The organism is Streptomyces sp. XH2, assembly GCF_049725035.1.
In the GTDB taxonomy this organism is placed as follows: domain Bacteria; phylum Actinomycetota; class Actinomycetes; order Streptomycetales; family Streptomycetaceae; genus Streptomyces; species Streptomyces roseoverticillatus.
The window spans coordinates 211,054-234,664 of record NZ_JBMMMZ010000011.1 but is presented as its reverse complement, the minus strand read 5'-3'; the positions used below and the strand labels follow the sequence as shown (position 1 = coordinate 234,664).

Annotated in this window: 25 protein-coding genes; 2 read left to right on the top strand and 23 right to left on the bottom strand. The window is 72.1% G+C overall.

Translation table 11 applies throughout. The features are described from left to right. Window position 1: 1 nt before the first annotated feature. Window positions 2–196, bottom strand: coding sequence for a hypothetical protein (locus ACOTKD_RS23380; RefSeq protein ID WP_106676157.1), 195 nt, complete (start codon window positions 194–196; stop codon window positions 2–4). A gap of 154 nt (window positions 197–350) precedes the next feature. Here ACOTKD_RS23380 and lysX point away from each other — a divergent pair, with 154 nt between their 5' ends. Both lysX and ACOTKD_RS23370 read left to right on the top strand, forming a co-directional pair. After that, entirely contained in the window at window positions 351–3,710 is a 3,360-nt protein-coding gene (gene lysX / locus ACOTKD_RS23375; protein WP_424890957.1) for a bifunctional lysylphosphatidylglycerol synthetase/lysine--tRNA ligase LysX, read from the top strand. Window positions 3,711–3,797: 87 nt separating this feature from the next. Continuing rightward, complete coding sequence (locus tag ACOTKD_RS23370) at window positions 3,798–4,724, top strand: DMT family transporter (protein ID WP_424890956.1); 927 nt, start codon at window positions 3,798–3,800, stop codon at window positions 4,722–4,724. Window positions 4,725–4,930: 206 nt separating this feature from the next. Here ACOTKD_RS23370 and ACOTKD_RS23365 read toward each other — a convergent pair whose 3' ends face one another. The 22 genes from ACOTKD_RS23365 to ACOTKD_RS23260 form a co-directional block, all read right to left on the bottom strand. Further along, a complete protein-coding gene (locus tag ACOTKD_RS23365; RefSeq protein ID WP_424890955.1) occupies window positions 4,931–5,659 on the bottom strand; it encodes an ABC transporter ATP-binding protein in 729 nt (242 codons plus the stop codon). After that, window positions 5,652–6,551 carry an ABC transporter ATP-binding protein gene (locus tag ACOTKD_RS23360; protein WP_424891067.1) on the bottom strand — a complete coding sequence of 300 codons (900 nt, stop codon included), beginning with the start codon at window positions 6,549–6,551 and terminating at the stop codon, window positions 5,652–5,654. The genes ACOTKD_RS23365 and ACOTKD_RS23360 overlap by 8 nt, the downstream gene beginning before the upstream one ends. A gap of 146 nt (window positions 6,552–6,697) precedes the next feature. Beyond that, window positions 6,698–7,522: an ABC transporter permease gene (locus ACOTKD_RS23355; protein ID WP_424890954.1), complete on the bottom strand. Its 825-nt coding sequence runs from the start codon at window positions 7,520–7,522 to the stop codon at window positions 6,698–6,700. Then, entirely contained in the window at window positions 7,515–8,471 is a 957-nt protein-coding gene (locus ACOTKD_RS23350) for an ABC transporter permease (RefSeq protein ID WP_424891066.1), read from the bottom strand. Before ACOTKD_RS23350 ends, ACOTKD_RS23355 begins: the two co-directional genes overlap by 8 nt. A 41-nt stretch (window positions 8,472–8,512) precedes the next feature. Continuing rightward, window positions 8,513–10,108, bottom strand: a complete 1,596-nt coding sequence (locus tag ACOTKD_RS23345) for an ABC transporter substrate-binding protein (protein ID WP_424890953.1) — start codon at window positions 10,106–10,108, stop codon at window positions 8,513–8,515. Between the two features lie 202 nt (window positions 10,109–10,310). Then, window positions 10,311–11,474, bottom strand: a complete 1,164-nt coding sequence (locus tag ACOTKD_RS23340) for a site-specific integrase (protein ID WP_424890952.1) — start codon at window positions 11,472–11,474, stop codon at window positions 10,311–10,313. After that, the gene (locus tag ACOTKD_RS23335) at window positions 11,471–11,704 is read right to left on the bottom strand and encodes a helix-turn-helix domain-containing protein (RefSeq protein ID WP_424890951.1); all 234 of its coding nucleotides are present in this window, start codon (window positions 11,702–11,704) and stop codon (window positions 11,471–11,473) included. Before ACOTKD_RS23335 ends, ACOTKD_RS23340 begins: the two co-directional genes overlap by 4 nt. 3 nt (window positions 11,705–11,707) lie before the next feature. Then, window positions 11,708–13,555, bottom strand: a complete 1,848-nt coding sequence (locus ACOTKD_RS23330; RefSeq protein ID WP_424890950.1) for an ATP-binding protein — start codon at window positions 13,553–13,555, stop codon at window positions 11,708–11,710. Next, entirely contained in the window at window positions 13,552–14,436 is an 885-nt protein-coding gene (locus tag ACOTKD_RS23325) for a bifunctional DNA primase/polymerase (protein WP_424890948.1), read from the bottom strand. The genes ACOTKD_RS23330 and ACOTKD_RS23325 overlap by 4 nt, the downstream gene beginning before the upstream one ends. 156 nt (window positions 14,437–14,592) lie before the next feature. Further along, window positions 14,593–16,686: a plasmid transfer protein TraB gene (gene traB / locus ACOTKD_RS23320; protein ID WP_424890947.1), complete on the bottom strand. Its 2,094-nt coding sequence runs from the start codon at window positions 16,684–16,686 to the stop codon at window positions 14,593–14,595. 25 nt (window positions 16,687–16,711) lie between these two features. Further along, entirely contained in the window at window positions 16,712–17,350 is a 639-nt protein-coding gene (gene traA / locus ACOTKD_RS23315) for a plasmid transfer protein TraA (RefSeq protein WP_424890946.1), read from the bottom strand. Further along, window positions 17,347–17,901 (bottom strand): hypothetical protein, encoded by a 555-nt coding sequence (locus ACOTKD_RS23310; RefSeq protein ID WP_424890945.1) that lies wholly within the window; start codon window positions 17,899–17,901, stop codon window positions 17,347–17,349. Before ACOTKD_RS23310 ends, traA begins: the two co-directional genes overlap by 4 nt. Beyond that, entirely contained in the window at window positions 17,898–18,554 is a 657-nt protein-coding gene (locus tag ACOTKD_RS23305; RefSeq protein ID WP_424890944.1) for a GGDEF domain-containing protein, read from the bottom strand. Before ACOTKD_RS23305 ends, ACOTKD_RS23310 begins: the two co-directional genes overlap by 4 nt. Then, window positions 18,551–19,495: a DUF2637 domain-containing protein gene (locus ACOTKD_RS23300; protein ID WP_424890943.1), complete on the bottom strand. Its 945-nt coding sequence runs from the start codon at window positions 19,493–19,495 to the stop codon at window positions 18,551–18,553. Before ACOTKD_RS23300 ends, ACOTKD_RS23305 begins: the two co-directional genes overlap by 4 nt. Continuing rightward, window positions 19,492–19,743 (bottom strand): hypothetical protein, encoded by a 252-nt coding sequence (locus ACOTKD_RS23295; RefSeq protein WP_424890942.1) that lies wholly within the window; start codon window positions 19,741–19,743, stop codon window positions 19,492–19,494. The genes ACOTKD_RS23300 and ACOTKD_RS23295 overlap by 4 nt, the downstream gene beginning before the upstream one ends. A gap of 82 nt (window positions 19,744–19,825) precedes the next feature. Further along, window positions 19,826–20,035: a hypothetical protein gene (locus ACOTKD_RS23290; RefSeq protein ID WP_424890941.1), complete on the bottom strand. Its 210-nt coding sequence runs from the start codon at window positions 20,033–20,035 to the stop codon at window positions 19,826–19,828. A 2-nt stretch (window positions 20,036–20,037) separates the two neighbouring features. Continuing rightward, complete coding sequence (locus ACOTKD_RS23285; protein ID WP_424890940.1) at window positions 20,038–21,162, bottom strand: hypothetical protein; 1,125 nt, start codon at window positions 21,160–21,162, stop codon at window positions 20,038–20,040. Continuing rightward, complete coding sequence (locus ACOTKD_RS23280; protein ID WP_424890939.1) at window positions 21,159–21,899, bottom strand: exonuclease domain-containing protein; 741 nt, start codon at window positions 21,897–21,899, stop codon at window positions 21,159–21,161. Before ACOTKD_RS23280 ends, ACOTKD_RS23285 begins: the two co-directional genes overlap by 4 nt. Before the next feature lie 118 nt (window positions 21,900–22,017). Next, window positions 22,018–22,263: a hypothetical protein gene (locus ACOTKD_RS23275; RefSeq protein ID WP_424890938.1), complete on the bottom strand. Its 246-nt coding sequence runs from the start codon at window positions 22,261–22,263 to the stop codon at window positions 22,018–22,020. Between the two features lie 115 nt (window positions 22,264–22,378). Further along, the gene (locus ACOTKD_RS23270) at window positions 22,379–22,759 is read right to left on the bottom strand and encodes a hypothetical protein (protein WP_424890937.1); all 381 of its coding nucleotides are present in this window, start codon (window positions 22,757–22,759) and stop codon (window positions 22,379–22,381) included. After that, complete coding sequence (locus ACOTKD_RS23265; protein ID WP_424890936.1) at window positions 22,756–23,097, bottom strand: WhiB family transcriptional regulator; 342 nt, start codon at window positions 23,095–23,097, stop codon at window positions 22,756–22,758. Before ACOTKD_RS23265 ends, ACOTKD_RS23270 begins: the two co-directional genes overlap by 4 nt. Before the next feature lie 172 nt (window positions 23,098–23,269). Continuing rightward, window positions 23,270–23,551, bottom strand: coding sequence for a hypothetical protein (locus tag ACOTKD_RS23260; protein ID WP_424890935.1), 282 nt, complete (start codon window positions 23,549–23,551; stop codon window positions 23,270–23,272). Window positions 23,552–23,611 lie beyond the last annotated feature (60 nt).

Sequence of the window (23,611 nt, the reverse complement as noted above, 5' to 3'; positions counted from 1 at the left end):
CTCAGGGCCGTACGCCGCTCACGATGCGTGCGGTCGTGGACAGGCCGTCGGAGATCGTCGGCGCGATGCTCGTGCTCGCGAGGAGGAAGCCGAGCAGGACGCAGACCAGGGCGTTCGACACCTTCAGCGAGCCGCTCCGCATGAACACGACCACCAGGACGAGCAACAACAGGACCACGGAGAGCGAAATGGCCATGGCGAACCTCCTGGGTGGTGCGGTTGTCCGTCAGTCTGGCCCACCGGGCGCCCCGGGCCGTGGCGCCGCGTGTACTCCATTCAGGTACGAGCGTGTTCGTCCGGGCCGCCGCTCTCGGCAGGCAGGCCGCCCGCAGGGTGCCTAGGCTGGCGGAATGAGCCGCACAGCCGCCGACAGCAGGCCTTCCGCGGAGCGGCCCGCCCCGGCTCCCAAGGGCCGTGAGGGCGGGGAGCGCGAGTCCGCGTGGCGGCGGCTCCTGCACCGGGTCCCCGATGGTTTCGCGGTCTTCTTCGGCGCCCTCGGCCTGTTCTGTGCGATCACCTCGCTGATCGTGCCGCTGCGGCGGGCGGTGGGGCCGCTGACGGAGGCGCTCGACACGCTGACCGTCCCCACGGCCCCGAACCTCGCCTACGCCGTCTTCCTGCTGCTGCTCGCGACGGCGATGGCCGCCCGCAAGCGGGTCACCCTCTGGTTCGTCCTGGCCTATCTGACGCTGCTGCTGATCGCCGACGCCCTGCTGCTGGCGGTGGGCTACTGGGACACGATCCCCTCGCTGGTGCTGTGCGTGGCGGCGATGACGCTGCTGATCCTGGCACGCCGGGAGTTCTACGCGGCGTCGCGCCGGGGGGCGTTCCTGCGGGCGCTGCTGGTGCTGGTCGCGGGGCTCACCGTGGCGATCCTGGTGGGCTGGGGCCTGGTGTCGCTGTTCCCGGGTTCGCTGGAGCGCGGGGCGGGGAACCGGCTGCTGTTCGTCGCGAACAAGGTGTGCGGCGGACTGGTGAGCGGGCGGCACTTCGCCGGCCATCCCCCGCACTGGCTGTACTTCCTGCTCGGGCTGTTCGGCGCGCTGGCGCTGCTGAACGCCGCCATGGCGCTCTTCCGCTCGCAGCGCCTGGAGGCCGCGCTGCACGACGACGAGGAGCCGCGGATCCGCGCCCTCCTGGCCCGCTACGGCGGCCAGGACTCGCTGGGCTACTTCGCGACGCGCAGGGACAAGGCGGTGGTCTTCTCCCCCAGCGGCAAGGCGGCGGTGACGTACCGGGTCGAGGCGGGCGTCTGCCTGGCCTCCGGCGACCCGCTGGGTGATCCGGAGGCATGGACTCCGGCGATTGACGCCTGGCTGGAGGTCGCGGGCCGCTACGGCTGGCAGCCGGCCGTGATGGGCGCCAGCGAGGCGGGCGCGAAGGCGTACGCCCGCTCGGGGCTGGGCGCGCTCCAGCTGGGCGACGAGGCGATCCTGCAGATCGCCTCGTTCGACCTGGACGGGCGCGAGATGCGGGTGACGCGGCAGGCCGTCCACCGGGTCGAGCGCACCGGCGCCACCGTGCGGATCCGGCGCCACTCGGCGCTCACCGACGAGGAGATGGGCGAGGTCATCCACCGGGCGGACACCTGGCGGGACACCGAGACCGAGCGGGGCTTCTCGATGGCGCTGGGCCGGCTCGGCGATCCGGCCGACGGCGACTGCCTGCTGGTGGAGGCCTTCGACAGCGAGGGGACGATGATCGCCCTGCTGTCGTTCGTGCCGTGGGGCCGGGACGGGGTCTCGCTGGACGTGATGCGCCGCGACCGGGCCGCGCCCAACGGCGTCATGGAGTTCATGGTCGCTCAGCTGTGCGCGCAGGCCGGGCGGTTCGGCGTCAAGCGCGTCTCGCTCAACTTCGCCGTGTTCCGCTCCGCCTTCGAGGAGGGGGCGCGGATCGGGGCGGGGCCGGTGCTGCGGCTGTGGCGCAAGCTGCTGCTGTTCTTCTCCCGGTGGTGGCAGCTGGAGGCCCTCTACCGCTCGAACGTGAAGTACAACCCGGAGTGGCACCCGCGGTTCCTCTGCTACGCCGACGCGGGTGCGCTGGCGCGGATCGGGCTGGCGGCGGGCATCGCCGAGGGCTTCGTCGCGGTGCCGAGCCTGGGTCAGTTGTGGAGCCGGGGGCGGGCCAGGGGCGTGACCAGCCCGGCGTCCACGGCGGGCCTGCCGCCGCTCTCCGAGCTGGGCCTGGAGGCCGGCGCCGAGGAGGCGGGGGCGGACGGGCTCGCGGGGCTGCCGGAGCAGGTGCGGGTGCGGCGGCGGAAGCTGGAGCTGCTGCGGGCGGCGGGCGTGGACCCGTATCCGGTCGACGCCCGCCGCACGCACACGCTCGCCGCGATCCGCGCCGCCCACGCGGGGCTCCCGCCGTCGTCCCGCACGGGCGAGCGGGCGACCGTGGCAGGCCGCGTGCTGCTGGTCCGCAACCACGGCGGGGTCGCGTTCGCCGTGCTGCGCGACTGGTCGGGCGACCTGCAGCTGACGTTCGCCCGCGAGGACTGCGGGCGCGAGGGCCTGCGCCGCTTCGCCACGCACATCGACCTCGGCGACCACGTCGAGGCGGAGGGCGAGATCGGCACCACCGACCGCGGCGAGCTCACCGTCTTCGTGAGCAGCGCCCGGATGACCGCCAAGTGCCTGCGCCCCCTGCCCGACAAGCGGCACGGCCTGAGCGACCCCGAGGCGCGGGTGCGGATGCGCTACGTGGACCTGGCCGTCTCGCCGGAGGCCCGGCGGACGGTGCGGGCCCGCAGCGCGGCCGTGCAGGCGCTGCGCCAGGGGCTGCTCGACCGCGGGTTCCTGGAGGTCGAGACGCCGATGCTGCAGCAGATCCACGGCGGCGCGAACGCCCGGCCCTTCACCACCCACATCAATGCGTACGACCTCGACCTGTATCTGCGGATCGCGCCGGAGCTCTATCTGAAGCGGCTGTGCGTGGGCGGCATGGAAAAGGTCTTCGAAATGGGCCGCACCTTCCGCAACGAGGGGGTTTCGTACAAGCACAATCCGGAATTCACGATGCTGGAGGCGTACCAGGCGTTCGCGGACTACGACGTGATGCTCGACCTGACGCGCGAGCTGATCCAGGCCGCGGCGGACGCCGCCCACGGGTCGGTGGTGGCCCTGCGGCCGGACGCGGGCGGGAAGCTCGTCGAGCACGACATCTCCGGGCCGTGGCCGGTGAAGACCGTCTACGGCGCGGTCTCGGAGGTCCTCGGCGAAGAGGTCGACGCGGACACGCCGGTGGGGGTGCTGCGGCGGCACTGCGACGCGGCGGGGGTGCCGCACCGGCCGGAGGACGGGCGCGGGGACATCGTGCTGGAGATGTACGAGCGGCTGGTCGAGGAGCGCACGGAGCTGCCCGTCTTCTACAAGGACTTCCCCACCGACGTCTCGCCGCTGACGCGGCCGCACCGGTCCGATCCACGGCTCGCGGAGCGCTGGGACCTGGTGGCGTTCGGCACGGAGCTGGGCACGGCCTACTCGGAGCTGATCGACCCGATCGAGCAGCGGCGCCGGCTGACCGCGCAGTCGCTGCTGGCCGCGGGCGGCGACCCGGAGGCGATGGAGCTGGACGAGGACTTCCTGCGGGCGCTGGAGTACGCGATGCCGCCGACGGGCGGGCTGGGGGTCGGGGTGGACCGGCTGGTGATGTTCCTGACGGGACTGTCGATCCGGGAGACGCTGCCGTTCCCCCTGGTACGGAGGCGGTGACAGCCGGCCACCAATAAAAGACTTCCTTTGAGTGTTAGATAGAATTCTTTATTTGCCTTATAGATCGGCGGTTGTTAGCTTGCCGATATGACCTCGGCACAGCGCACCAGAATTCCGTGGGCACCGATGGCGGCGACCGCGCTGCTGTGGGGTTCCGCGTTCACCGCCATCCAGGTGGCGCTGCCGGACTACTCCCCGGCCTCCGTCGCGCTCCTGCGCATGGCCATCACCGTCGCCCTTCTCCTGCCGTGCCTGTTCCTCGGGCGCATCGGCCGGCTGCGGCGCGCCGACGCACTGCGCATGGCGGCCTTCGGCCTCACCGGGATGACGGCCTATCAGGTGCTGCTGTGCGCCGGCGAGCAGAGCGTGGACGCGGGCACCGCGGCCATGCTGATCGCCGCCTCCCCGGTCTTCACCACCGTGCTCGGCATGGCCTTCCTGGGCGACCGGCCGGGCCGGCGGGGCCTCGCCGGCCTCGCCGTGGCGCTCACCGGTGCGCTCACCGTCGCCGTCACCTCGGGCGGCGGGAGCGGTTCGCTCATGGGCGCGCTCATGGTGCTGGGCGCCGCCGCCACGCAGGCGACCTCGTTCGCGCTGCAGAAGCCGCTGCTGAAGAAGTACTCGGGCGCGGAATGCGTCTTCTACGGCAGCCTGTTCGGCATGCTGCCGCTGCTGCCGCTGGCCCCCGGAGCGGTGGGGCAGATCGCGGCGGCCGACGGGCACCGCACGCTGGCCGTGCTGTGGCTGGGCGTGGGCTGCACGGCGATGGCCTTCTGGACCTGGTCGCGGACGCTGCGGGCCACGACGGCGTCGACGGCGTCGCTGGTGCTGTACGCGGTGCCGGTCGCTGCGCTGCTGCTGGACGCGCTGTTCCTGGGGAACCTGCCGTCGCTCAACGCGGCCGGCGGGGGGCTGCTGGTACTGGCCGGCGTTGCCGTCGCCGCGGTACGGAAGGCTTCCCCTCGGTCGGCGGAGCCGGTCGTCGAGCGTGAGCTCGTGGGCAGCGAGCACTAGGTTTCGGGGCTCCGCCCCGGGCCCCGGTCCTCAATCGCCGGACGGGCTGATTGGGTTGCGGACCCGGTTGGTTGGTTACCCGACTGGTTCGGCTGCGGCCCGGCTGGTTGGCCAGGTACCCGGCTGGTTCGGCTGCGGACCCGGGCAGTTTGGTCGGCTACCCGGCTGCTTTGACTGCGGGCCGGCTGGTTCGGTTGAGGGCCCGGTTAGTTCGGCTGCGGGCCCGGCTCGTCCGGCTGCTGCACCAGCTCGTCCGGCCGCGGGCCCGGATCGTCCGGCTGCCGCACCAGTTCGTCCCAGTGCACCGTCTCGTCGCACCAGCGGTCCAGCAGCACCTTGTCGTGTCCCACCGCCAGCAGTCCCGCGCCGCTCTCGGCCCGGTAGTCCTCCACGACCGCCACGAGAGCGGCCGTCGTCGACGCGTCCAGCATCGCCGTCATCTCGTCGCAGACCAGCCAGCGCGGGCGCAGGACGAGCGCCCTGGCCAGGCAGGCGCGCTGCAGCTGGCCGTCGCTGACCTCGTGCGGCCGCCGCCTGAGGAGTTCCCCGGAGAGCCCGACGCGCTCGGCCAGTGCGGCCACCGCCGCTGCCGCCTCGCCTCGCCGGCCGGTCGCCCGCAGCGGTTCCGCGATCAGGTCGGTGAGGCGCATGCGCGGGTCCGCGGCGAGCCGGGGCTGCTGGAAGACCACGCCGAAGGCCGTGCGCTGCTCGCGCGTGGCGCGGTGGCGCGCGCCGCGGACGCGGACGCCGTCGACGACGACCGTGCCGGACTCCGGCCGGTGCAGCAGGGCGGCCACCCGGGCGAGGGTGGACTTGCCGCAGCCGCTCGGGCCGAGCAGGCCGACGGCCCTGCCGGACCCGATCGTCAGGGAGACGCCGCGGACGACGGGCCTGCGCGGGTCGTACCCCGCGGTGATGCGGCTCAGCTCAAGCACGCGAGTCCTCCTCCGGGTGGTGGCAGGCGACGCCGTCGACGGTCACGGGGAGCGTCCCGCAGCGGGCGCTCGCTCGTGTGCAGCGGGCGGCGAAGGCACAGCCGGGCGGCAGGTCGCCGAGTTCGGGGGGCATGCCGGGGATCGGGGTGAAGGCGCGCTCGGGGAGGGCGTCGAGCAGGGCGCGGGCATAGGGGTGGCGGGGGCCCGGCTCGCCGAAGAAGGCGGGAGCGTCGGAGATTTCCACAATGCGGCCCGCGTACATGACGGCGACGCGGTCGGCGATGCGCCGGGCCGCCGCGAGGTCGTGGGTGATCATCAGCAGGGCGCGGCCGGCGTCGGCGTGCCGCCGCAGTTCGTCCACCGTGCGGTCGACGAGCTCGCGGTCGAGGCCGGTCGTCGGCTCGTCGGCGAGCAGGAGCGGGGCGTCGCCGACGAGGGCGAGGGCGGTGGCCGCGCGCTGGGCGAGGCCGCCGGAGAGCTGGTGGGGGTGGCGGTCCAGGTGGGTGGCGGGGAAGGCCGCCCGCTCGGCGGCGGCTTCGGCCGCTGCCCGCAGCCCGGTCTTCGGGACGCCCGTCAGCTCCCGGACGGTCTCCTCCAGCTGGGAGCGCACGGTGCGGACGGGAGTGAGGTGCGCGGAGGGGCTCTGCGGTACGAGGCCGATGCGGCGGCCGCGTACGGTGCGGGCGAGGGTGCGCTCGCCGGCGGTGAGCAGGTCCAGGTCGCCGAGGAGGGCCCTGCCGTCGGTCCGGGCGTTCCCGGGCAGGAGGCCGAGGAGCGCCGAGGCCAGGACGGACTTGCCGCAGCCGCTCTCGCCGATGAGGGCCAGGCATTCGCCGGGGCCGAGCTCGAACGAGGCGTCGGTGACGGCGGCGATCCGCCGCCCGCCGCGCATCCGGAACCGTACGGAGAGGTTCCGTACGGACAGGACGGGACCGGACGACACGGGACCGGGCGACACGGGACCGGGCGATACAGGGCCGGGCGATACGGGGCCGGGCGATACGGGACCGGGCCGTGCGGGGCCCGGCAGTACGGGGCTCACAGCGTTAGCTCCGATCGGCGCCTGGGGTTGAGCCGCTCGCGCCACGCGCCCGCCAGGCCGGCCACGGCCAGGGTGGGGACGATGATGAACAGCCCGGGGAAGAGCGTCGGCCACCAGTCGCCCGCCAGGAGGGAGCCGCGCGCGCTCTGGACCATGTTGCCGAGGCTCGCCTGGTGCGTGGGCAGGCCCAGGCCCAGGAAGGACAGGGCGGACTCGTGCCAGATGGCGTGCGGGATCATCAGCACCGCCGCGAGACCGGCCTGCGGCAGGACGGCGGGGAGCAGGTGGCGGACGGTCACCCGCAGGCGTGACGCGCCGCCGGACACCGCCGCGTCGACGTACGGGCGCGAGCGCAGGGACAGCACCTCGGCCCGTACGATCCGGGCCGTCGACAGCCAGTGCGTGACGACGACGGAGGCGACCACGGGCCAGATGCCCGGGCGGAACATCGTGACGACGAAGATGCCGAGCAGCAGGTGCGGCACGGACGAGAAGAGGTCGACGATCCGCATCAGGATCCGGTCCGCCCAGCCGCCGAGCGCACCCGCCGCCGCCCCGACGGCCGTGCCGATCACGGTGGCGGCGAGGGCCGCCGCGACGCCGACGAAGAGGGAGACGCGGAGCCCGTAGACGCTGCGCAGCAGCAGGTCGCGGCCCACTTCGTCGGTGCCGAAGGGGTGCGCCCAGGAGGGCGCCTGAAGCTTTGCGGCCAAGTCGACGGCCTGTTCGTCGAGGGGGACGGCGAACGGCACGGCCAGCACCGCGAGGACGACGGCCGCCGTGACCGCCGCGGAGACGCCGGTGCGCACGCGGTCAGCCATCGAAGCCCACCCTCGGATCCGCCAGGCCGTACAGCAGGTCGGACAGCAGGTTGCCCACGAGCACGGCGGCCGTCGCGAGCACGGTCAGGGCGGCGAGCAGCGGGAAGTCGACCTTGGTCGCGGCCTCCACGGTCGCGGAGGCGATGCCGGGCCAGCTGAAGACGGTCTCCACCAGCAGGGCGCCCGTGATGAGTTCGGGGACGCGGGAGCCGGCGAGGGTCAGGACGGGCAGCAGGCCCGAGCGCAGGGCGTGGCCGAGCAGGACGGTGCGTTCGCGCAGGCCGCGGGCGCGGGCGCCGCGCACGGGGTCCTCGGCGAGGGCGTCACCGACGCCCTGACGCACGTACAGCACGAACCAGGGCAGCTGGGAGACGGCGAGCACCGCCGCGGGCAGGACGACGTGGGAGGCGATCTGGCCGGGCGTGGCGACGTCGCTGCCGGTGTCGGTGAGGCCGCCGGCGGGCAGGGCGTCGAGCTTGAGGGCGAAGAGCCAGATGGCGAGGAGGCCGAGCCAGAACGGCGGGGCCGCTTCGAGCGCGTACGCGAGCGAGGTCACGGCCCGGTCGAACAGGCCGCCGCGGCGGCGCGCCGCGAGGACGCCGAGCGCCGTGCCGGCGGTGACGGCCAGGGCGAAGGCGATGCCGCACAGCAGGACGGACCAGCCGATGCGTTCGCCGATGACCTGGGCGACGGGCTGGCGGAGCGAGGCGGAGACGCCGAGGTCGCCGGTGAGGGCCGAGGTCAGCCAGTCCCACCAGCGGGCGGTGAAGGACCGGTCGGCGCCGAGGTTGTCGCGCAGCTGATCGAGGACGTCCTGGCGGGCGCCGAGCCCGGCGCTGCCCGCGTACGCCTTCGCCGGGTCGAAGGGCGAGGCGGCGGCGAGGGCGAAGACCCCGAAGGTCACGGCCGCGAGGACGGGGACGGCGGCCAGCAGCCGCCGCCCCGCCATGCGTGCCATGGGCCCCCACGGGAGCCCGGTGGTGCTGCGGGTCACTGCTTCGGCTGCCAGTCCTCGACGTTCCACCAGGGACCGGCGCCGAGGCCGTGGTCGTGCGGCTCGACCTGGGTGGAGAGGTCCTTCCACTCGTCGTTCACGACGTAGAGGTGGTCGACGTGGGTGAGGAAGGTGTAGCCGGGGTTGTCGGCGAGGCCCTGCTGGACCTTGTCGTAGGCGGCCTTGCGGGCGGCCTTGTCCCCGCTGCGCCGGCCCTCCTCCAGGGCCTTGTCGACGTCGGGGTTGCTGTAGGCGGCCATGTTGTTGAAGCCGTTGAGGGCCAGGGAGGAGTGCAGCAGGTTGTAGAGGTCGAAGTCGGGGTCGGCGGGGTTGCCGTCGCCGGCGAGGACCGCGTCGTTCTTCATGCGCGGCTCGATGACCTCCCAGGTGCCGCTCTGCACCTTGGCCTCGATGCCGGCCTTCTTGGCGTCCGAGGCGAAGGCGAGGGCGTGCTCCTCGCGGAGCTTGTCACCGGCGGGGAACCAGAGGGTGAAGGAGGCGCGCTGCCCGTCCTTCTCCCGGATGCCGTCCCCGCCGGGCCGCCAGCCGGCGTCGTCGAGGAGCTTCTTCGCCTTGTCCGGGTCGTACGGGCGCTCGGTGCCCTTGGCGAACCAGTCGCTGTCGGTGGGGACGGGGCCGTAGCCGGCGCGGCCGGCGCCTTCGAGGAGCTTGTCGACCATGGCCTTGCGGTCGACGGCGAGGTCGAGGGCGCGGCGCACGGCGAGGTCGCCGGTGACCTTGTTCGCGGTGGGCAGGGTCACGCCGCGGAAGTCGGTGGTGCGGGCGGTGACGGTCACCTTGGACTTGTCGCCCTTGAAGCCCTTGGCGAGGTTGGGCGGCAGGATGGCGCCGTCGAGGTCGCCGGAGCGCAGCCGGGTGGCGCGCACGTCGTCGTCCTTGACGATCGCCATCGTGAGCTTCTTGACCTTCGGCTCACCGCCCCAGTAGCCGGGGTTGGCCTTGAAGGTCAGCTTCTCGCCCTTGCTCCAGCCGGTCAGGACGTACGGGCCCGTGCCGATGGGGGCGGTGTTGAAGGAACCGGAGTTGACGTCCTGCCCCTTGGCCACGTGCTCGGGGACGATGGGCAGCACGGTGCGCTCGGCGAAGGGCGCGTAGGGGTACTTGAGCGCGAAGACGACGGTGTCGTCACCGGCGGCGGTGACCTTGTCGATGGCGTCGAGCTCGCCCTTGGCGGCGTTGTTGGTCTTCTCGTCCAGGATGGTGCGGTAGGTGAAGACCACGTCCTGGGCGGTGAACGGCTTGCCGTCGCTGAACGTCACGCCTTTGCGGAGGGTGAAGGTGTACGTACGGCCGTCGTCGGTGACCTTCGGCAGCTCGGCGGCGAGGGCCGGCCGGAGCTTCATGGACGCGTCGCGGCGGAGCAGCCCGTCGAAGATCTTGGAGTTGCCGTCCTTGCCGTAGCCGAGGAGCGGGCTGAGCGTCTCGGGCTCATTGGCCAGGCCGACGACCAGGGAGTCCTTGGCGCCCTTGGCGCCGCCGCCCCCACCGGGTGCCGAACAGGCCGCCGCGCCTGCCACGAGAACGCCTGCCATGGCCGTGGCGGCCACTCCCCGTACGGACCGGGCCGTCATGCCCCACACCTCTGCTCAGTACTTGTGCTTAGTCACTTGCTTTTGCGAACCAGTCGCAATTAAACAACACGCAAAGTTACGGTTATGGGGCGGGGTCGGAGGAGCCCAGGTCAGGGGCGTGGGGCGGGGGCGGATAGGTGGGGGCAGGGAGCCAATCCGGGAGCCACTGGCTGTTGGCTGCCCTGCCCTAGGGACATCCGGATCAGGCTGAACCGTCGCCGAAGATCTCGTCCATGACCTCCGCGCCGGACGTAATCACGGGGCGCAATTGCTTCCGGTACACCTTCTCCGTCGTGGCGGTGCCGTCATGGCCGAGGACGCGGGCGACCTCCTCGATCGGCATGCCGTGGTCCGACAGCAGGGACACGAAGCTCGTCCGCAGTTCGCGCGTCGTCCATGCCTTGGGGTTCTCGAACCCCGCTTCTCCCAACAAGGTCCTGAAGTGACGGAGCACGTCCACCGCGTCGCGCTGCTCTCCCGCGTCTCCGGGGAAGACAAGCCTGTCGTCACTCCACGTCGAGTCGTCCCCATGGGCCTGCATCTGCTGTTGCTTGTAGGCCCGCATCACCGCCTCGACCTGGCGGGGCATGCGGAGGGATCGGCGGCTCTTCCTCGTCTTCGTCTCCCCATGCCGGCGAACCGATCGCCAGACCTCGACATAGGGCCAGGACCCGTCAGCGCCGGCGAAGTGCACGTGCCGCCAGGTGAGCGGCCGTTCTTCTTCCGTGCGCACGCCGACGAGCAGTGCCAGGACAACGTAAGCGTGAATCCAGCTGCCCTTGCAGGCGCCGAGAACCATCTCTGCTTGTTCGAGGCTGAGCGACTTGCTCGGGCGGCCTGGGCGTCCGTCGGGCAGTTCGACGAGTTCCGCCACGTTCCGCCGCACCCGCTTCCTGCGTTGTGCATGGCTGATGGAGCGGCGAAGGATCGAGAGCACGATCTTCAGTGACTGGTCCGCGAGGATCTCCGCCTTCACGTCAAGCCACTCGTCCAAGTCGTCGGCCTCCAGGTCGCGCAGCTTGGCGCTACCCAGGTCCGCAATGACGTGGTTGTTCGCGAGGCTGCGGTACGTCGTGAGGGTTCCTTCTGCACGCCCCTTCAGGCCTGACGTGAACCATGCCTCCACCGCCTGACCGACGGTGTACCGCGCGGACGACTTGACGCCTGCGTCCAGCTCCTTCTTGAGTTCCTTGAGTTTGTCCCGGACTTCCGTCTTGGTCTTGCCTGTGACCTTGGGACGGTGGCGCTTGCCGGTAGCCGTGTACCCGAGGGAAATCGCGCCTATGTAGCGGCCCTTCGACTTGTCCCAGTAGATCGAGTTTTCACCGTTGCCCGCCTTGCGGGATTTTCCGAGCCGATCGGTCATGCGCGGCTCTCGGCGACGGACGTCTCGGCCTTGAGCAGTTCGACGTAATCGTCGATGTACTCCGCGGGTACAAGGCGCCGGCGACCACGGCGGACGGTGCGGAGTCTGCCGAGACGTATCTCTTCGTAGGTGGTGCTGCGGCCGATGCCGAGGATCTCCGCCGCTGCTTCAACACTGTGCAGGCGGCGGCGCGGTGCGGGGGTCGTGGTCGCGCCGAAGTGGTTGGGCAAGGGTCAGCTCCTGCGGGTGAGGGCGGGGTCGCAGCCGGGATGGGTGGTCTCGCCAGTGGCGATCAGGAAGTCGGCGAGGGGGGTGTCGCACTCGGTGCACCGCGGAGCGGGGACGGGGTCACCAGAGAGAAGGTGCGAAACAGCGTTCCCAGCGGTCCCAGCGTCCCCCCTCTCGCGTTCATGCAGGTCAGAGGTGGTGGCGTGGGGGGACGCTATGCGGGGGTCAGCGTCCCCCTCGGCGGGGTGGGGGGACGCTGAGGCCCCTTCGCTAGCGTCCCCCCTCTTTCCGCGGGTCATGGACGGTTTGGGGCCCTGAGGGGACGCTGGGAACGCTGTTTCGCACCTTCTCTCTGCTGATGCGGTGAGGCAGTAGAGGCGCTGCTTCTTCGGCTTGGGTCCGCGCTGGGAGTCGTCGACCTCGATGCCGATCGTTCGTAGCGCGGGGGCGAGGCGCTTGAGCTGGCCGCCGGCGCGGGTGGAGTCCTTGGGCCACTTCTTGGGGAGCTTGTCGGGGGTCTCGACCGCTTCGAGCAGCTGGCTCGCCGTGAGGGTCAGGCCGTCGGGGCCCGCTTTGTCGACCAGGTCGACGACGGCCTGGGCGAAGGGTTCGCCGTCGAGGACGTCGGCAACTGCGTCGGCGGCGGTGGCGCGGTAGGAGTCGAGGGTGTGCCAGCCGGTGACGTTGTCGACGGCGGCCAGGACGCGGGCGAAGTCGGCCATGCGGGGCCTCTCGGTGAGAGTGACGTTCGGCAGGGCTTTGACGACCTGGGCGAGGAGGTCGAAGAGGCTGGCGAGGATCGCGGGGTGGGCGTCGGCGTAGGCGCGGTTGAGTTCGGCTTCCTCGCGGCGTTTGTGGTCGGAGATGAGCTGCAGTTCGATGGTCAGCAGCCGCTCGGCCAGGTCGCCCGCGAGGGCGCCGGCGTCGATGGTGGTCATGGCCAGGACGCGGCGGAATTCGAGCACGACGACGTCGTCGTCGGTGTAGAGGGCGCGGTCGACGATGCCGTCGCCGGTGACGGCGCGGCACAGTGCGTCGGAGAGCCAGTCCGGGACGATCGAGACGTTATCCAGGCAGATGGCCCAGGAGTTGAACGCCTGCACCGCCCAGGACTTCAGGTCACGCGGCACGGTGCGTTTGGGAGCGCCGGAGGGGTCGACGATGCCGATGACCATGGCGGCGCTCCAGGACTTGCCGGTGCCTTGTTCGCCGCGGAAGGTCAGGATCGGGTGGGGAAGGTCCGGGATGAAGGCGGCGATGAGCCAGGCGGCCAGGAGGCGGAAGCCGTCGTCGGTGATGTTGAGCAGCTCGCGGAGCTCGGCGAGGCCGTCGCCGTCGCGGACGGGTTCGGGCAGGGGCTTCATGGCGCCGGAGCGGCGGAAGACAACGGGGGATGCGGACAGGCGCTGCCAGCCGTCGGGGCCGATGGCGATGCAGCGGCCGTCGGTGGTGCCGAGGTCGACGATGATGCGGTCGTCGTGGCGGGCGACGCGTAATTGAGGCGTGCGGGGGTCGGCCATGGCGGCGACTCCTTCCAGGACGGTCATGGCGTCGGCGAGTGCCGACTGTGAGGGGACGGTGCCGTGATGGGTGTCGGCGAAGATGCGCGCGAGCTGCGAGCGCAGGCCCGCTTTGCCACGCAGAGGGAGGGAGATGTTCGGGCCGCCGACGGGGATGCCGTAGGGGCGGCCGTCGTCGGACATGAACAGCTCGTAGCGTTCGCGGGCGAGGGCGGCCAGCAGTGAGGCTTGGGAGGGGCCTTTCTTGTCGGGGTCGACGCCGTTGTTTTCCAGGAGTTTCCGGGCCAGGTCGGCGCTGCTGGTCCGGGTGGTGCCGTTGACGTGCGTGGTCACCGGCTGCTCCGGCCGCCGCGGCGTGCGGCAGAGGCGACGGTGGCGCGGGCTTCGGCCTCGGTCAGGCCAACGTGGCAGGCAGCCTCGATGAGGGTGGCGGCCAGCTGCGGCCCATCGGTGGACTCGCGGGCCCGGCAGGCGGCCCAGTACAGACGGCTGTTGCGCTCCCCCGGCGGCGCGTCGAGTACGAACTCGACCAGGGCGACGGCCCGCTTGCCGGACGTGGGCACCGCGACCGGCGATGCGCTGTGGTGGTCTCCGGCCGGGCGGAGGAGTTGCAGTAGCGGCGGTGGAACCGGAGCGACGGGCAATTGGGACGTGGTGGGGTCAAAGGCGTAAGTACCGCGCAGCGTGCGGGAGCCTGGGCCGACGAGGTAGCCGCCGGTGCCGCGAATGTCGATTCCGGGGGCCAGGCGGCCGACCGAGTTCGGGATGACCGCGCCGTCGGGGGCGGTGAGCCACAGGTGTCGGCCGCCGCTCGGGGTCAGGACAGTCGGCGTGGGCGGAACCTCGAAGCCGTGAGCGTTGGCGAGCTGCTGGAGTGCGGCCGGTCCGTCGTCGCCGTTCTTCACGTCCAGGTCCAGCCCGATGAGGTGGTGCGGGGGCCGGCCGCAGGCGATGCCGTAGCCGGTGGCCCAGGGGGCGGCGTCGAACAGGACTCGTATCGCCTCGGGGTCGGTGGTGGCGTCGTGGACGCCGTGTCCGATGCGGCCGCATTCGCCGCGACAACGGCGTGCGGTCCGCGGTTCGTCACGGTGCGGGGAACGGACAGCCGGGATCTTCGTACGGGACAAGGGGATCACCGCCAGCCCTCGGGCAGCGGCGGCCGCGGCGAGCTTCGCGGGGGCGGCCGGAGGGTGGTCGGGGGCTGTCGGGTACATGTGGTCGTCTCCTGGAGTGCGGGGGCCAGGGGGTGTCAGGGATGTCAGGCCGGGGGTGTCAGGCGCGTCTGACGGGGGTCGCGCGCACGCGTCACCCGCGCGTTAGGGGCCGCGGCGCCGTCAGGGGTGTCAGACGCGTCTGACGCGTCAGGGCCGTCAGGCGGCCTGGTCGTCGCGGACGATGCGGTACTCGCCGGGCTCCCCGGTCTCGGCAAGACGGCCGGCCAGGATGAAGTCGGCGACCTGGCCGGAGACCCACGAGCGGCCGCGGCCGTGGCGGTCGCAGTGCTCCATGAAGTCTCTGGGGCCCACGATCGTGCGCCCTTCGGCTTCGAACTCGTCGAGGATCTCTTCCATCACCTGGCGGGCCCGGGCGGGCGAGATGCGCTCGCGGCGCCGACCTTGCGGGGGCTCGGCGAACTGCACGACGTGGGTGGCTTCGGGGAGCTCCCGTTCGGGGTCGATGTCGTGCTCCTCATCCTGGTCGTCCTCGTCGAACGGAGCGACCGCGGTCGCGTGCGCTTCCTGCCGCTCGTACTCGTCGGCGTAGTCGTCTTTCTCTTCCTCGTTCGGCTGCTGGGGTTCGTAGTCGGGGTCGTTGTCGGTCACGGCGGTCTCCCTGGGCTGGGCATCGGTGGTGCCGGGCAGGGGGTAGCGGGTGCGCTGGGTGAAGTGGCGGCCGACGGCGCGGGCCGCGGCTTCGGCGGTGACGGGGTCGAGTGCGGGGCGGGTCTCGGCGAAGGTCAGGACGACCCAGTCGAGGTGTTCGCGTGGGGTGAGATAGGAGCGGGCTGGGGTGGCCCAGAAGGTCTCGGGGATGCCGTTGGCGACGAGGTAGCAGTAGCCGGGCTTCTTGTCCTTCCACAGGTGCGGGGCAGCGCCGGCGTCGAGGACCTCGTCGTCGAGCGCGAAACCTGCGTCGCGGTCGTTGCGGACGCCGTAGCACCAGGAGGAGCCGAGGGAAGCGCGGGTGTCGGTGGAGACCTGGTTGGCGGAGGCGCGTTGCAGGGAGACGACCAGGGTCACGCCGGCGGAGCGGGCTTCCTGGGCGATGCCGGTGAAGACGTCCTCGTCGGTTTCGCGGATGGTCTTGGCGGCTTCCTCGAACCAGCCGATGAGGTAGGGCATGCCTGGGGAGCCGTCGGCCTGGGTCTCGGCGCACTCGGGGACCCACTGTTTGTAGCCGTACTTGGCCAGCCATGCCGTACGGGCAGGGATGGCGGCCTTGATGGCTTCGATCATGGCTTTGGTGGACTTCATGTCCAGTGCGGCCCAGTCGATGGCGGGCAGGAGCGGGCCGAGGGTCTGTTCGGCCTTGGCCGGGTCGGAGGCCCAGACGATGGCGTCGCGGCGCGAGAGGACTTCGGCCAGGGCCGTCATGCCTCCCTCGGACTTGCCCGAGCCTGTCATCCCCATGATCAGCAGGTGCATGGCGTTGCGGGCGGCGTCCGGGTCGCCGGGGAAGTAGAGGACGGCGACGGTGCCGTCCTCGTAGATGCCGACGGCGACCGGGGCGGCGATGCTGCCGCCGGGGTGCGAAGGGCCGGGGTAGGGGACGGTGTTCTTCAGCAGGTCGAGGGGCACGACCGTGAGCTGGGCACGGGAGGCGCTGTCGGGGTCGGGGATGACGCGGATGGCGGTCTTGGGCACGTCCAGGGCGCTGGCGAGCAGCGGCGCGACCTTGGAGACGTCGTCGGGGGTAAGTTCTCCGCGCGGGAGCTGCAGGTCGAAGGTGGCCTTATTGGGGGCGACATCAGAGCGGGTGATCTGCGTCTTGGCCAGGCCGACCTTCTCCAGCAGCCCGCCGTCGCCGCCTGCGCTCGTGGCGTCGGGGTTGCGGCGCAGGACCTGGCGGATGTTCCAGGACAGGGCGACGGCCGGGGCGCCCATGAAGTACAGCCCGCCCAGAGGCCCGGCCGCGGGGCCTGCGATCGCGGCCGCGGTGAACCAGCTCGTCCCTGCGGCAACCGTGATGGCGGAGTGGAGGCGGCGCTGGGCGCTGGTACTCCTGCCTGCCCACCAGGTGACGCCGGTCAAAGCGACGGAGGCGAGGGTCAGTCCGGCGGTGGCGGCGGCGTTGTCGGCCCAGTAGTAGTGCGCGGGCAGGGAGACCAGGCCGGTCCCGGCCCCCACCAGCCACGGGGGCAGGTGCGGCTTGACCCGGTGCAGCAGGTACTTGACCACTCCGCCGCCACCGTGCGCGGAGCGCAGGTGCTCCTCGTGGAGTTGCTCGGGTGCGGGCTGGGACACGGCTCATGCCTCCTTCACGTGCGGGTCAGCCGTTGAAGTCGAAGCGCCAGCCGGGGCGCTGGCGGCTGCGGTACGGGGCGAGTTCGGGATCGAACTCGCGCTGGAAAGCGGCGTAGGTAGCGGCCAGGTTCTTGGCCGTGTCGCGCGTGTCCTCCGCGGCCTTCTTCATCCGCTTGGCCACCCGCCGGGCCCGCGCCCGCGACCCGAAAGCCTTGCCCTCGGGATCGGGAACCTCTTTCAGGACGGCTTCGAGGACCTCCGAGGCGGAGGCGAGCTCGAACGACAGCTGGAGGAACAGCCCGCGGCCGTTCTCGCAGTAGTTGCGGATGTCGACGTTGGAGAAGAACTCGGGGTCGGCAAGCGGGCTGTGCACGCCACCGCGCCCGCGGCCCTGGTCGCGGAAGAACCCGGCGTTCGCGTCCCCCACTCCCCCGTGCCGACCACCGTTGCGGCTGCCGGAACCATTGCGGTTGCCGGAGCCACTGCCGCCGACGTGGAAGTGGTACGAACGGCTGGTGGTCCGCTGCTGCCGGGAGCCGCTGCCGTTGCCTCCCGTTCCCGGACCGGTGCCGGTGCCGGACGCACGGCTTCCCGTGGAGCGGCTGCCGGTGGAGCGGCTACCCGTGCCGGAAGCGGGGCGAGATCCGTTGGGCGGGGTCGTCATGAGTCGTACTCCTTCTCAGCAGGCTGGGGAATGTCGCTCGGTTCATGCACGTAAGCGGTGGCCGTCGAGCGGCGCAGGGAACGCCGGACGAGAGGAATGGCAATGGCGAGCGCCAGCCACAGCAGCGGGAGCAGGCCGGTGGTCGGCCCGACCGCTACCGAGGCCGCGGCCCACGCCCCGGCCGTGAGGACCACGGCTGCCAGGGCGTAGCGCCAGGTGCGGATGCGGGAGTCGGTGCCGGGCCGCCGCCGCTGGACCCAGACCAGCCAGGCGGGCAAGGTGGCCGCGCCCACGGCGAGGGGAAGCCAGGTCCACGGCGCGGCCGCGTGCACGATCGCGGTGGCGGCGAAGCCGGTCACGGCGACGAGAAGAGGCAGCGCGGCACGGCGGCGCTTCCAGGCGGCCCGTCCAAGGGCTGCGACCAGGCGCTGGCCGAGGGTGGGCTGTTCGGGGACCACGAGGACGATCGGGGTCTGGCGCCGCCCCCAGGCGTGGCGCTGCCGCGGGATGCGGACAGTGGTCGTCTCGCGCTTGTACCGCGGGCCGGTCACGGGATCACCTTCCCCGCGTCCCGGGGCAGGACTGCGGTGCCGGGGCGGCCGATGCGGCGGCCGTTGACGGTGCGGTAGACGTCGTGGCGGCAGGCCGGCTGCCAGCGGTGGCCGAGGCGCTTGGCCCGGTACATCGCCTCGTCCGCACCACGCAGCAGTTCGGACAGGTCGGCGCCGGGGCGGTCGGTCGCCCGGCAGATGCCGATGGCTGCGCTGGGGTGGATCACGGCGGTGCCGGTGTCGACCGGTGCCGCCAGGTGCGTCCAGAGCCCGTAGAGGAGTTCGTCGTGGAGGTCGGCGTCCGGGGCGAGGCGGGCGACGGCAGCGAACTCGTCGCCGCCGAGGCGGGCGGCGATTCCGCGGCGGTCGGCACACCAGGCGGCGAGGCGGTGCCCGACAGCGGCGAGGGCCTGGTCGCCCGCGTGGTGACCGTAGGTGTCGTTGACGTCCTTGAAGCCGTCGAGGTCGAGCAGGAGGACGGCCGCGTACGGGTGGCTGATGGCGCGGAGCGCGCGAGTGGTGAACGCGCTCCTGCTCATCAGGCCGGTCAGCGGATCGGTGCGGGCAGTGCGTAATCGGCGGGCGAGGTAGAGGGCGTGGGCGGCCCAGCCGGCCACCGGGGCGGCCAACGGCAGGGCCTGTAAGGCGTTCACGACGCTTTCTCCTCTTCACGGTCGTCGGCAGGCTGATCGGGGGCAGGGGGCTCGTCGGGTTCAGGAACGCCGGACAGGGCTGTCTCGTCGGTGGCGGGCGGGGGCGGCAACTCGGGTACGGGGGCCAGCCGAGGCAGTTGCTGGGCGGTGTCGCGGATGCGGGCGGCGCTGCCGGTGCCGATGCCGAAGGTCTTCATCAGCCAGGTCGCTGATGGTTCGTGCCCGGAGGCCATGCGTTCACGGGCGGCCGTGACGAGTTCCTCGTCGCTCTTGCCGGGCAGCAGGGCCCGCCGCTGTCGGCCCCCGGCTGCTGACTGGCGGCCCCGCCGCTGCTTCGGCGGGCGCGCGTCGACAGGAGACCGGCCGGGGACAGGGGTTGGGTGTACCGGTGCCCCTCCCGCTGCGGGCTGCTGCTCGTCATCGGCAGGGAATGCCGTCCCGCCGTACGGCAGGGGCGCCGGGCCGCTCTCGGGGCCGGGCTGCTGCTTCTCACCGGTGGGGGTGCTGTCGGCAGGGGTCTGGTAGCGCAGGTGTGCCAAGTGCACGAGCAGGCCCAGGACGACGGGCGGGATCGCCGATACCGCGACGATCAGCGGCCAGGACACCGCGATCACTCCGGCTTCGGCGGCGTGGTCGACGGCGTTGCCGGCAACCGAGAGGGCGATGCCGCCGATCGCGTTGGCTTTCGCCCAGCTGCGGGCGATGTGGCTGCGGGTGGAGCGGCTCAGCCACACGCGGACCGCGGTCAGCGCGTACGCGTCGACGGTCACCGGCAGCAGCCAGGACAGCCACGGCCACCAGGCCGACCGCAGGGCGAGGTCCTGCAGGGCGGCGTAGGAGGATGCGGCAGCGGCCAGGCCGACTGCGGTCATGCCCATCGCGAGCGGCCAGTCGCGCCGTACGGCGGCGCTGTTGTCGTCGGGAGCGGTAGGGGCGGTCACTGGACGGCCTCCGACAGGGCGCTGAGCGTGGTCGTGGTTACGGTCGTCACGGCCTTCTTCGCCCCTTCGGCGAAGCCGGTGCCCGTGAGGAACAAACCGATCAGCAGCCCGACGAGCAGGGTCGACCAGCGGTGACCGACCCACACGCACAGGGCGATGCCGATCGCGACCAGGAGCACGGTGATGGACACCGTCACCGCGGGCGCCGCCGCGATGGTCAGGGCGGGCATCACAGCAGGGGCCTCCATTCATGGGAGGAGAGGCAGGAAGGGTGGTGGCCCCGCCCGGCGCGGGCGCGACGGCCGGCGCGCCGGGCGGGAGCAGCGGGTGTTACGGGGTGTGGCCGTTCTCGTGGCGGGCGATGACCAGGGTGATCAGGCCCGGGTCGGTGGCGTAGCCGATGTAGGTGCCGTCAGTGGTCCACACGTGCCAGCAGCCGCGCAGGTGCAGGTGGCTGGTCGTGCCGACGGCCAGGTAGCGGCCGCTGCGGATGACGGGGTCCATCACGGTGCTTCCGGTGGGCGGCGGCAGGATGGCCATGGTCAGGCCTCCTCGGGCGCGCCGGAGGGGGTGCACATGCTCAGGCACGTGGTGATGATCTCGGCTTCGTCGAGGGCCAGGGCGAGGCTGTAGTCGCTGTCGACGATGCACTCGACGTAGTTGCCGCACGAGCAGGGCATGAGCACGACCACGACGTCGAAGGTGCTGGTGCTGGCGCTCCACGGGTCGTCCGTGGCGGCGCGTCGGCACTCGTAGGTCACGAACATCCCCTCGCCCAGGTGCGCGACCGCGAGCGGGGCGGTGCTCTCCTGGCCGGCGGGGTAACCGCGCCACGCCTCCGGGGGCAGTACCAGGCCGAGGGTCTGCGGGAAGAGGCGTTCCATGCACTTCGCCGCGCGGGCTGCGATGTCCTCCCGTTCGCGTTCTTCCCGTTCAGTCCGGGCCTGCGCCCGGGCCTGGTCGGTGCGGGCGCGGAAGCCGGCGGCCAGCTCCCGCAGCTGCGCGGCCGGGCCGGTGGTGTCGGGCATGCCGGAGTCCTTTCGAGGGTGGGTGAGGGCCTGGTGCCAGTCGTCCGGGCCGGGTATGGCGGCGAGCTGGTTGCGGCGGGGTGCGTGCAGGCCGAGGAAGTCATCGGCCATCACGAGCACCGGATTGCAGGCGCCGCGGAGGCGGAAGGTCGCCGAGTCCCCTACTGCAGCCCAGCGCTGGAGCAGGCCGGGACTGAGGCTCACGGGCTCGTCCAGGGCAGGATTGTCCAGGGCCTTGGCTGCGAGCTTGCGCCAGTCCGGGAAGCCGGGGTGCTCATCGACGAGCAACACCACAGATCCGTGACGGCCGCGCAGCCGCAGGACAGGACCATCGTCTTCGTCGTGATCGCGACTCATAGAGACGGGGTCGCGCGGGTCGGTGAGCTCAAGGAAACGGTGGAGGTTCCTGACCTCGGAGGAGTCGAGATACGCCGACCACGCGAGTGTCGGCCGGGTGGCTGCCGCGCGGCCGATGGCGAGCGTGAACCGGTCGCTCGCCACCACGTACAGGTGGCCGCCGTCGAAGTCCAGCAACAGCCCGTCCAGAGGCTGATCGGCGCCGTGCGCTGCCTTGTGCGGCAGGACCCTGGCCACGGCGGTACGCAGCCCGGTGACGTCCAGATCGGTCGGGTTGGTCATTCCTGTTCTCCTTCCGGGCGGGTGGTGTGGGGGATGCAGGGCCAGGCGGGCTCGACGTAGGCGGCCGGGTCGTTGCGGCGCAGGTATCGCTGCAGGTTCGCCGCCTGTATCGCGGCCTGCTGGGCCTGCAGGGTGTGGAAGGCGTCGAGGTCCATGGCGCCGAGGCGGGGGAAGGTATGGCCTATGCGCCAGGCCAGGCGGGCGGCGGCGAGTGCGTCGGCGGCCGGGGTGTGCGGGCCGTCGTGGCGTACCTGCCAGTGCCGGCACAGGTCGGGCAGCTTGCGGGAGCCGGACCGGAAGCGGTCGACCTGCCGGTCGATGACCAGCGGGTCTATGACCCGCGCCAGTTGGCCGCCGGGGAGGCGGTCGGCCAGGGGCACCAGGTCGTGGCGGCGGCATTCGCGGTCGAGGAGGGTCAGGTCGAAGCGGGCGTTGAAGACCACCAGCGGGTGCCCGGCGCCCATCAGCGACGCGAGCATCGCGGTGATCTGCTCGACCGCCTCCGCGGCCGGTGCTCCTTCGGCGCGGGCGCGTTCGGTGGTGATGCCGTGCACCGCAGTGGCCGCTTCCGGGATCTCCATGCCCGGGTTGATCAGCCACTCGCTGACCTTCGTCTCCAGCCCGCCGCCGGTCTCTACGACGGCGGCGGCCATGATGCGATCGGCGTCGTGGGCGACGCCTGTGGTCTCGGTGTCGAAGGCAACCAAGCGGCCGTCGGGCCAGGTCGGGGCGGTCATCGCGGTAATCCCTTCGCCGGGTGGGGTGGGCAGGTGTGGGTGCGGGTGGCGCGGCGGCCGGCGTATTGGTTGCGGTAGGTGCGGCTCCAGCCGCAGACCCGGCAGCGGGTACGGGCGCTCACGCGAGCCGCCTCCCCACCACGCGACCGCCGCCGGCGGTCAGCAGGTCGAGGGCCTGGTCGGTCAGCTGCGGCGCGTACTCCGGCAGCACGCCGAGGGCGTCGAGGGTGTCGATGAGCACGGCCATGGGTTGCTCGTCGCCGTCCCAGTACGCCGCAACGGCCGTGCGGGCGGCGGACACGAGCTCGTCGTGAGCCCGCTGCAGCGCGGTGGACTTGCGCGTGAGGTCGTCGAGTTTGGACATGAAGGCACAGCCTCCGGAAGGAATCGGGGGTGCTGCCGGGCCCGTGCGGACAGCACGAACCAAGCCCTCCGGGCGGAACCCGGCAGCACAGGGGAAGAGAGAGAAGGAGTGAGGGTCAGCGGCGGCGTGTGTGCCGCGGGTCCTGCGAGCTGTTCAGCAGCGAGCGCAGGACGACGGCCACGACCGCCAGCGACAGCGCGGCCACCGCGACGGACGCGGCCACGACCGCGACCGACAGCAGGAGCGCGACCAGGACGACGCCGGTCACCAGCACACCGCCGGCGCCCAGGGCCACGGCCGCACCCGGCGTCAGGCGCGAGACCTCACGCGAGTGGCGGCCTGTGCTGTGGTCGCAGCGGCAGACGGCGCAGTGATGCGCGGGCGTGGCCTGCGGCGCCGGGGGCGGGAAGATCTGGTTGCCGAACGCGTCGAAGACGGCGGGGACCTGGGTGTGGTCACCGGGCAGCGGCTCACGGGGCGGGAAGGGCGTACTCATGCCGCTGCCCTCCTGTCCTTGAGGTCCTGGCGCTCGTCCGCGGTCAGGCCGCCGAACACGCCGAACCTCTCGCCGTTGTCGATCGCACGGGCCAGGCAAGCCTCACGGACGAGACACCTGGCGCAGATGCGCTTCGCCAGCGCAACGGCACCCGGGTCCCCGTTGAAGAACAGCTCGGGCTCTTCCCCGGCGCATGCCGCGTGGTCGATGACCGCGAGGTCCGCGCCGAGGACCTGCCGTCCACCCGGAGGGAGGCGGTGCGGCGACACCCAGGGCCCCTTGGCCAGGCGCAGATGCGGCCGGGACGAGCCGCGAACGGTCGTGCTGACGCGCCTCACCGCAGCACCCCCGCCCGCTCGACACGCGACCGCGGGGAGAACTCGCACCCGCAGGCCCCGCACAGCTCCCGCGCCGCCGTCCGGCACCGCGAGATCTGCACCGACCGGCAGCAGCGGGGGCACGGCATCGTCCGGCACACCGGACGACGGTCGAATCCGGGGACGGCGGGCATCACGCCACCGCCCCGCCGACGCGGTCCTCGTCGGTGGCCAAGGACACGGACGCGAAGACGGTCACGTCCAGCCCCTGCCAGCAGCCGCGGGCCGTGAAGTGCCAGTGCCCGTCGGACATCTGCCTCAAGTGCGGTTCGGTCCCGAACGCCCTGGCCACGCGGGCCACGGACGGGAACAGCACGTCGGACGGCAGGAACGAGAACTGCAGATCGAAGCTGTCGGAGTGCACCGTCAACGACGGCGCCGGCAGCCCCGGGAACATCTCCAGGAAACTGGCCACCTTGCCTAAGACGCGGGGAGATCCGCGGCCACCGGGGCGGACTCGCGCCGGGGCAGGGGC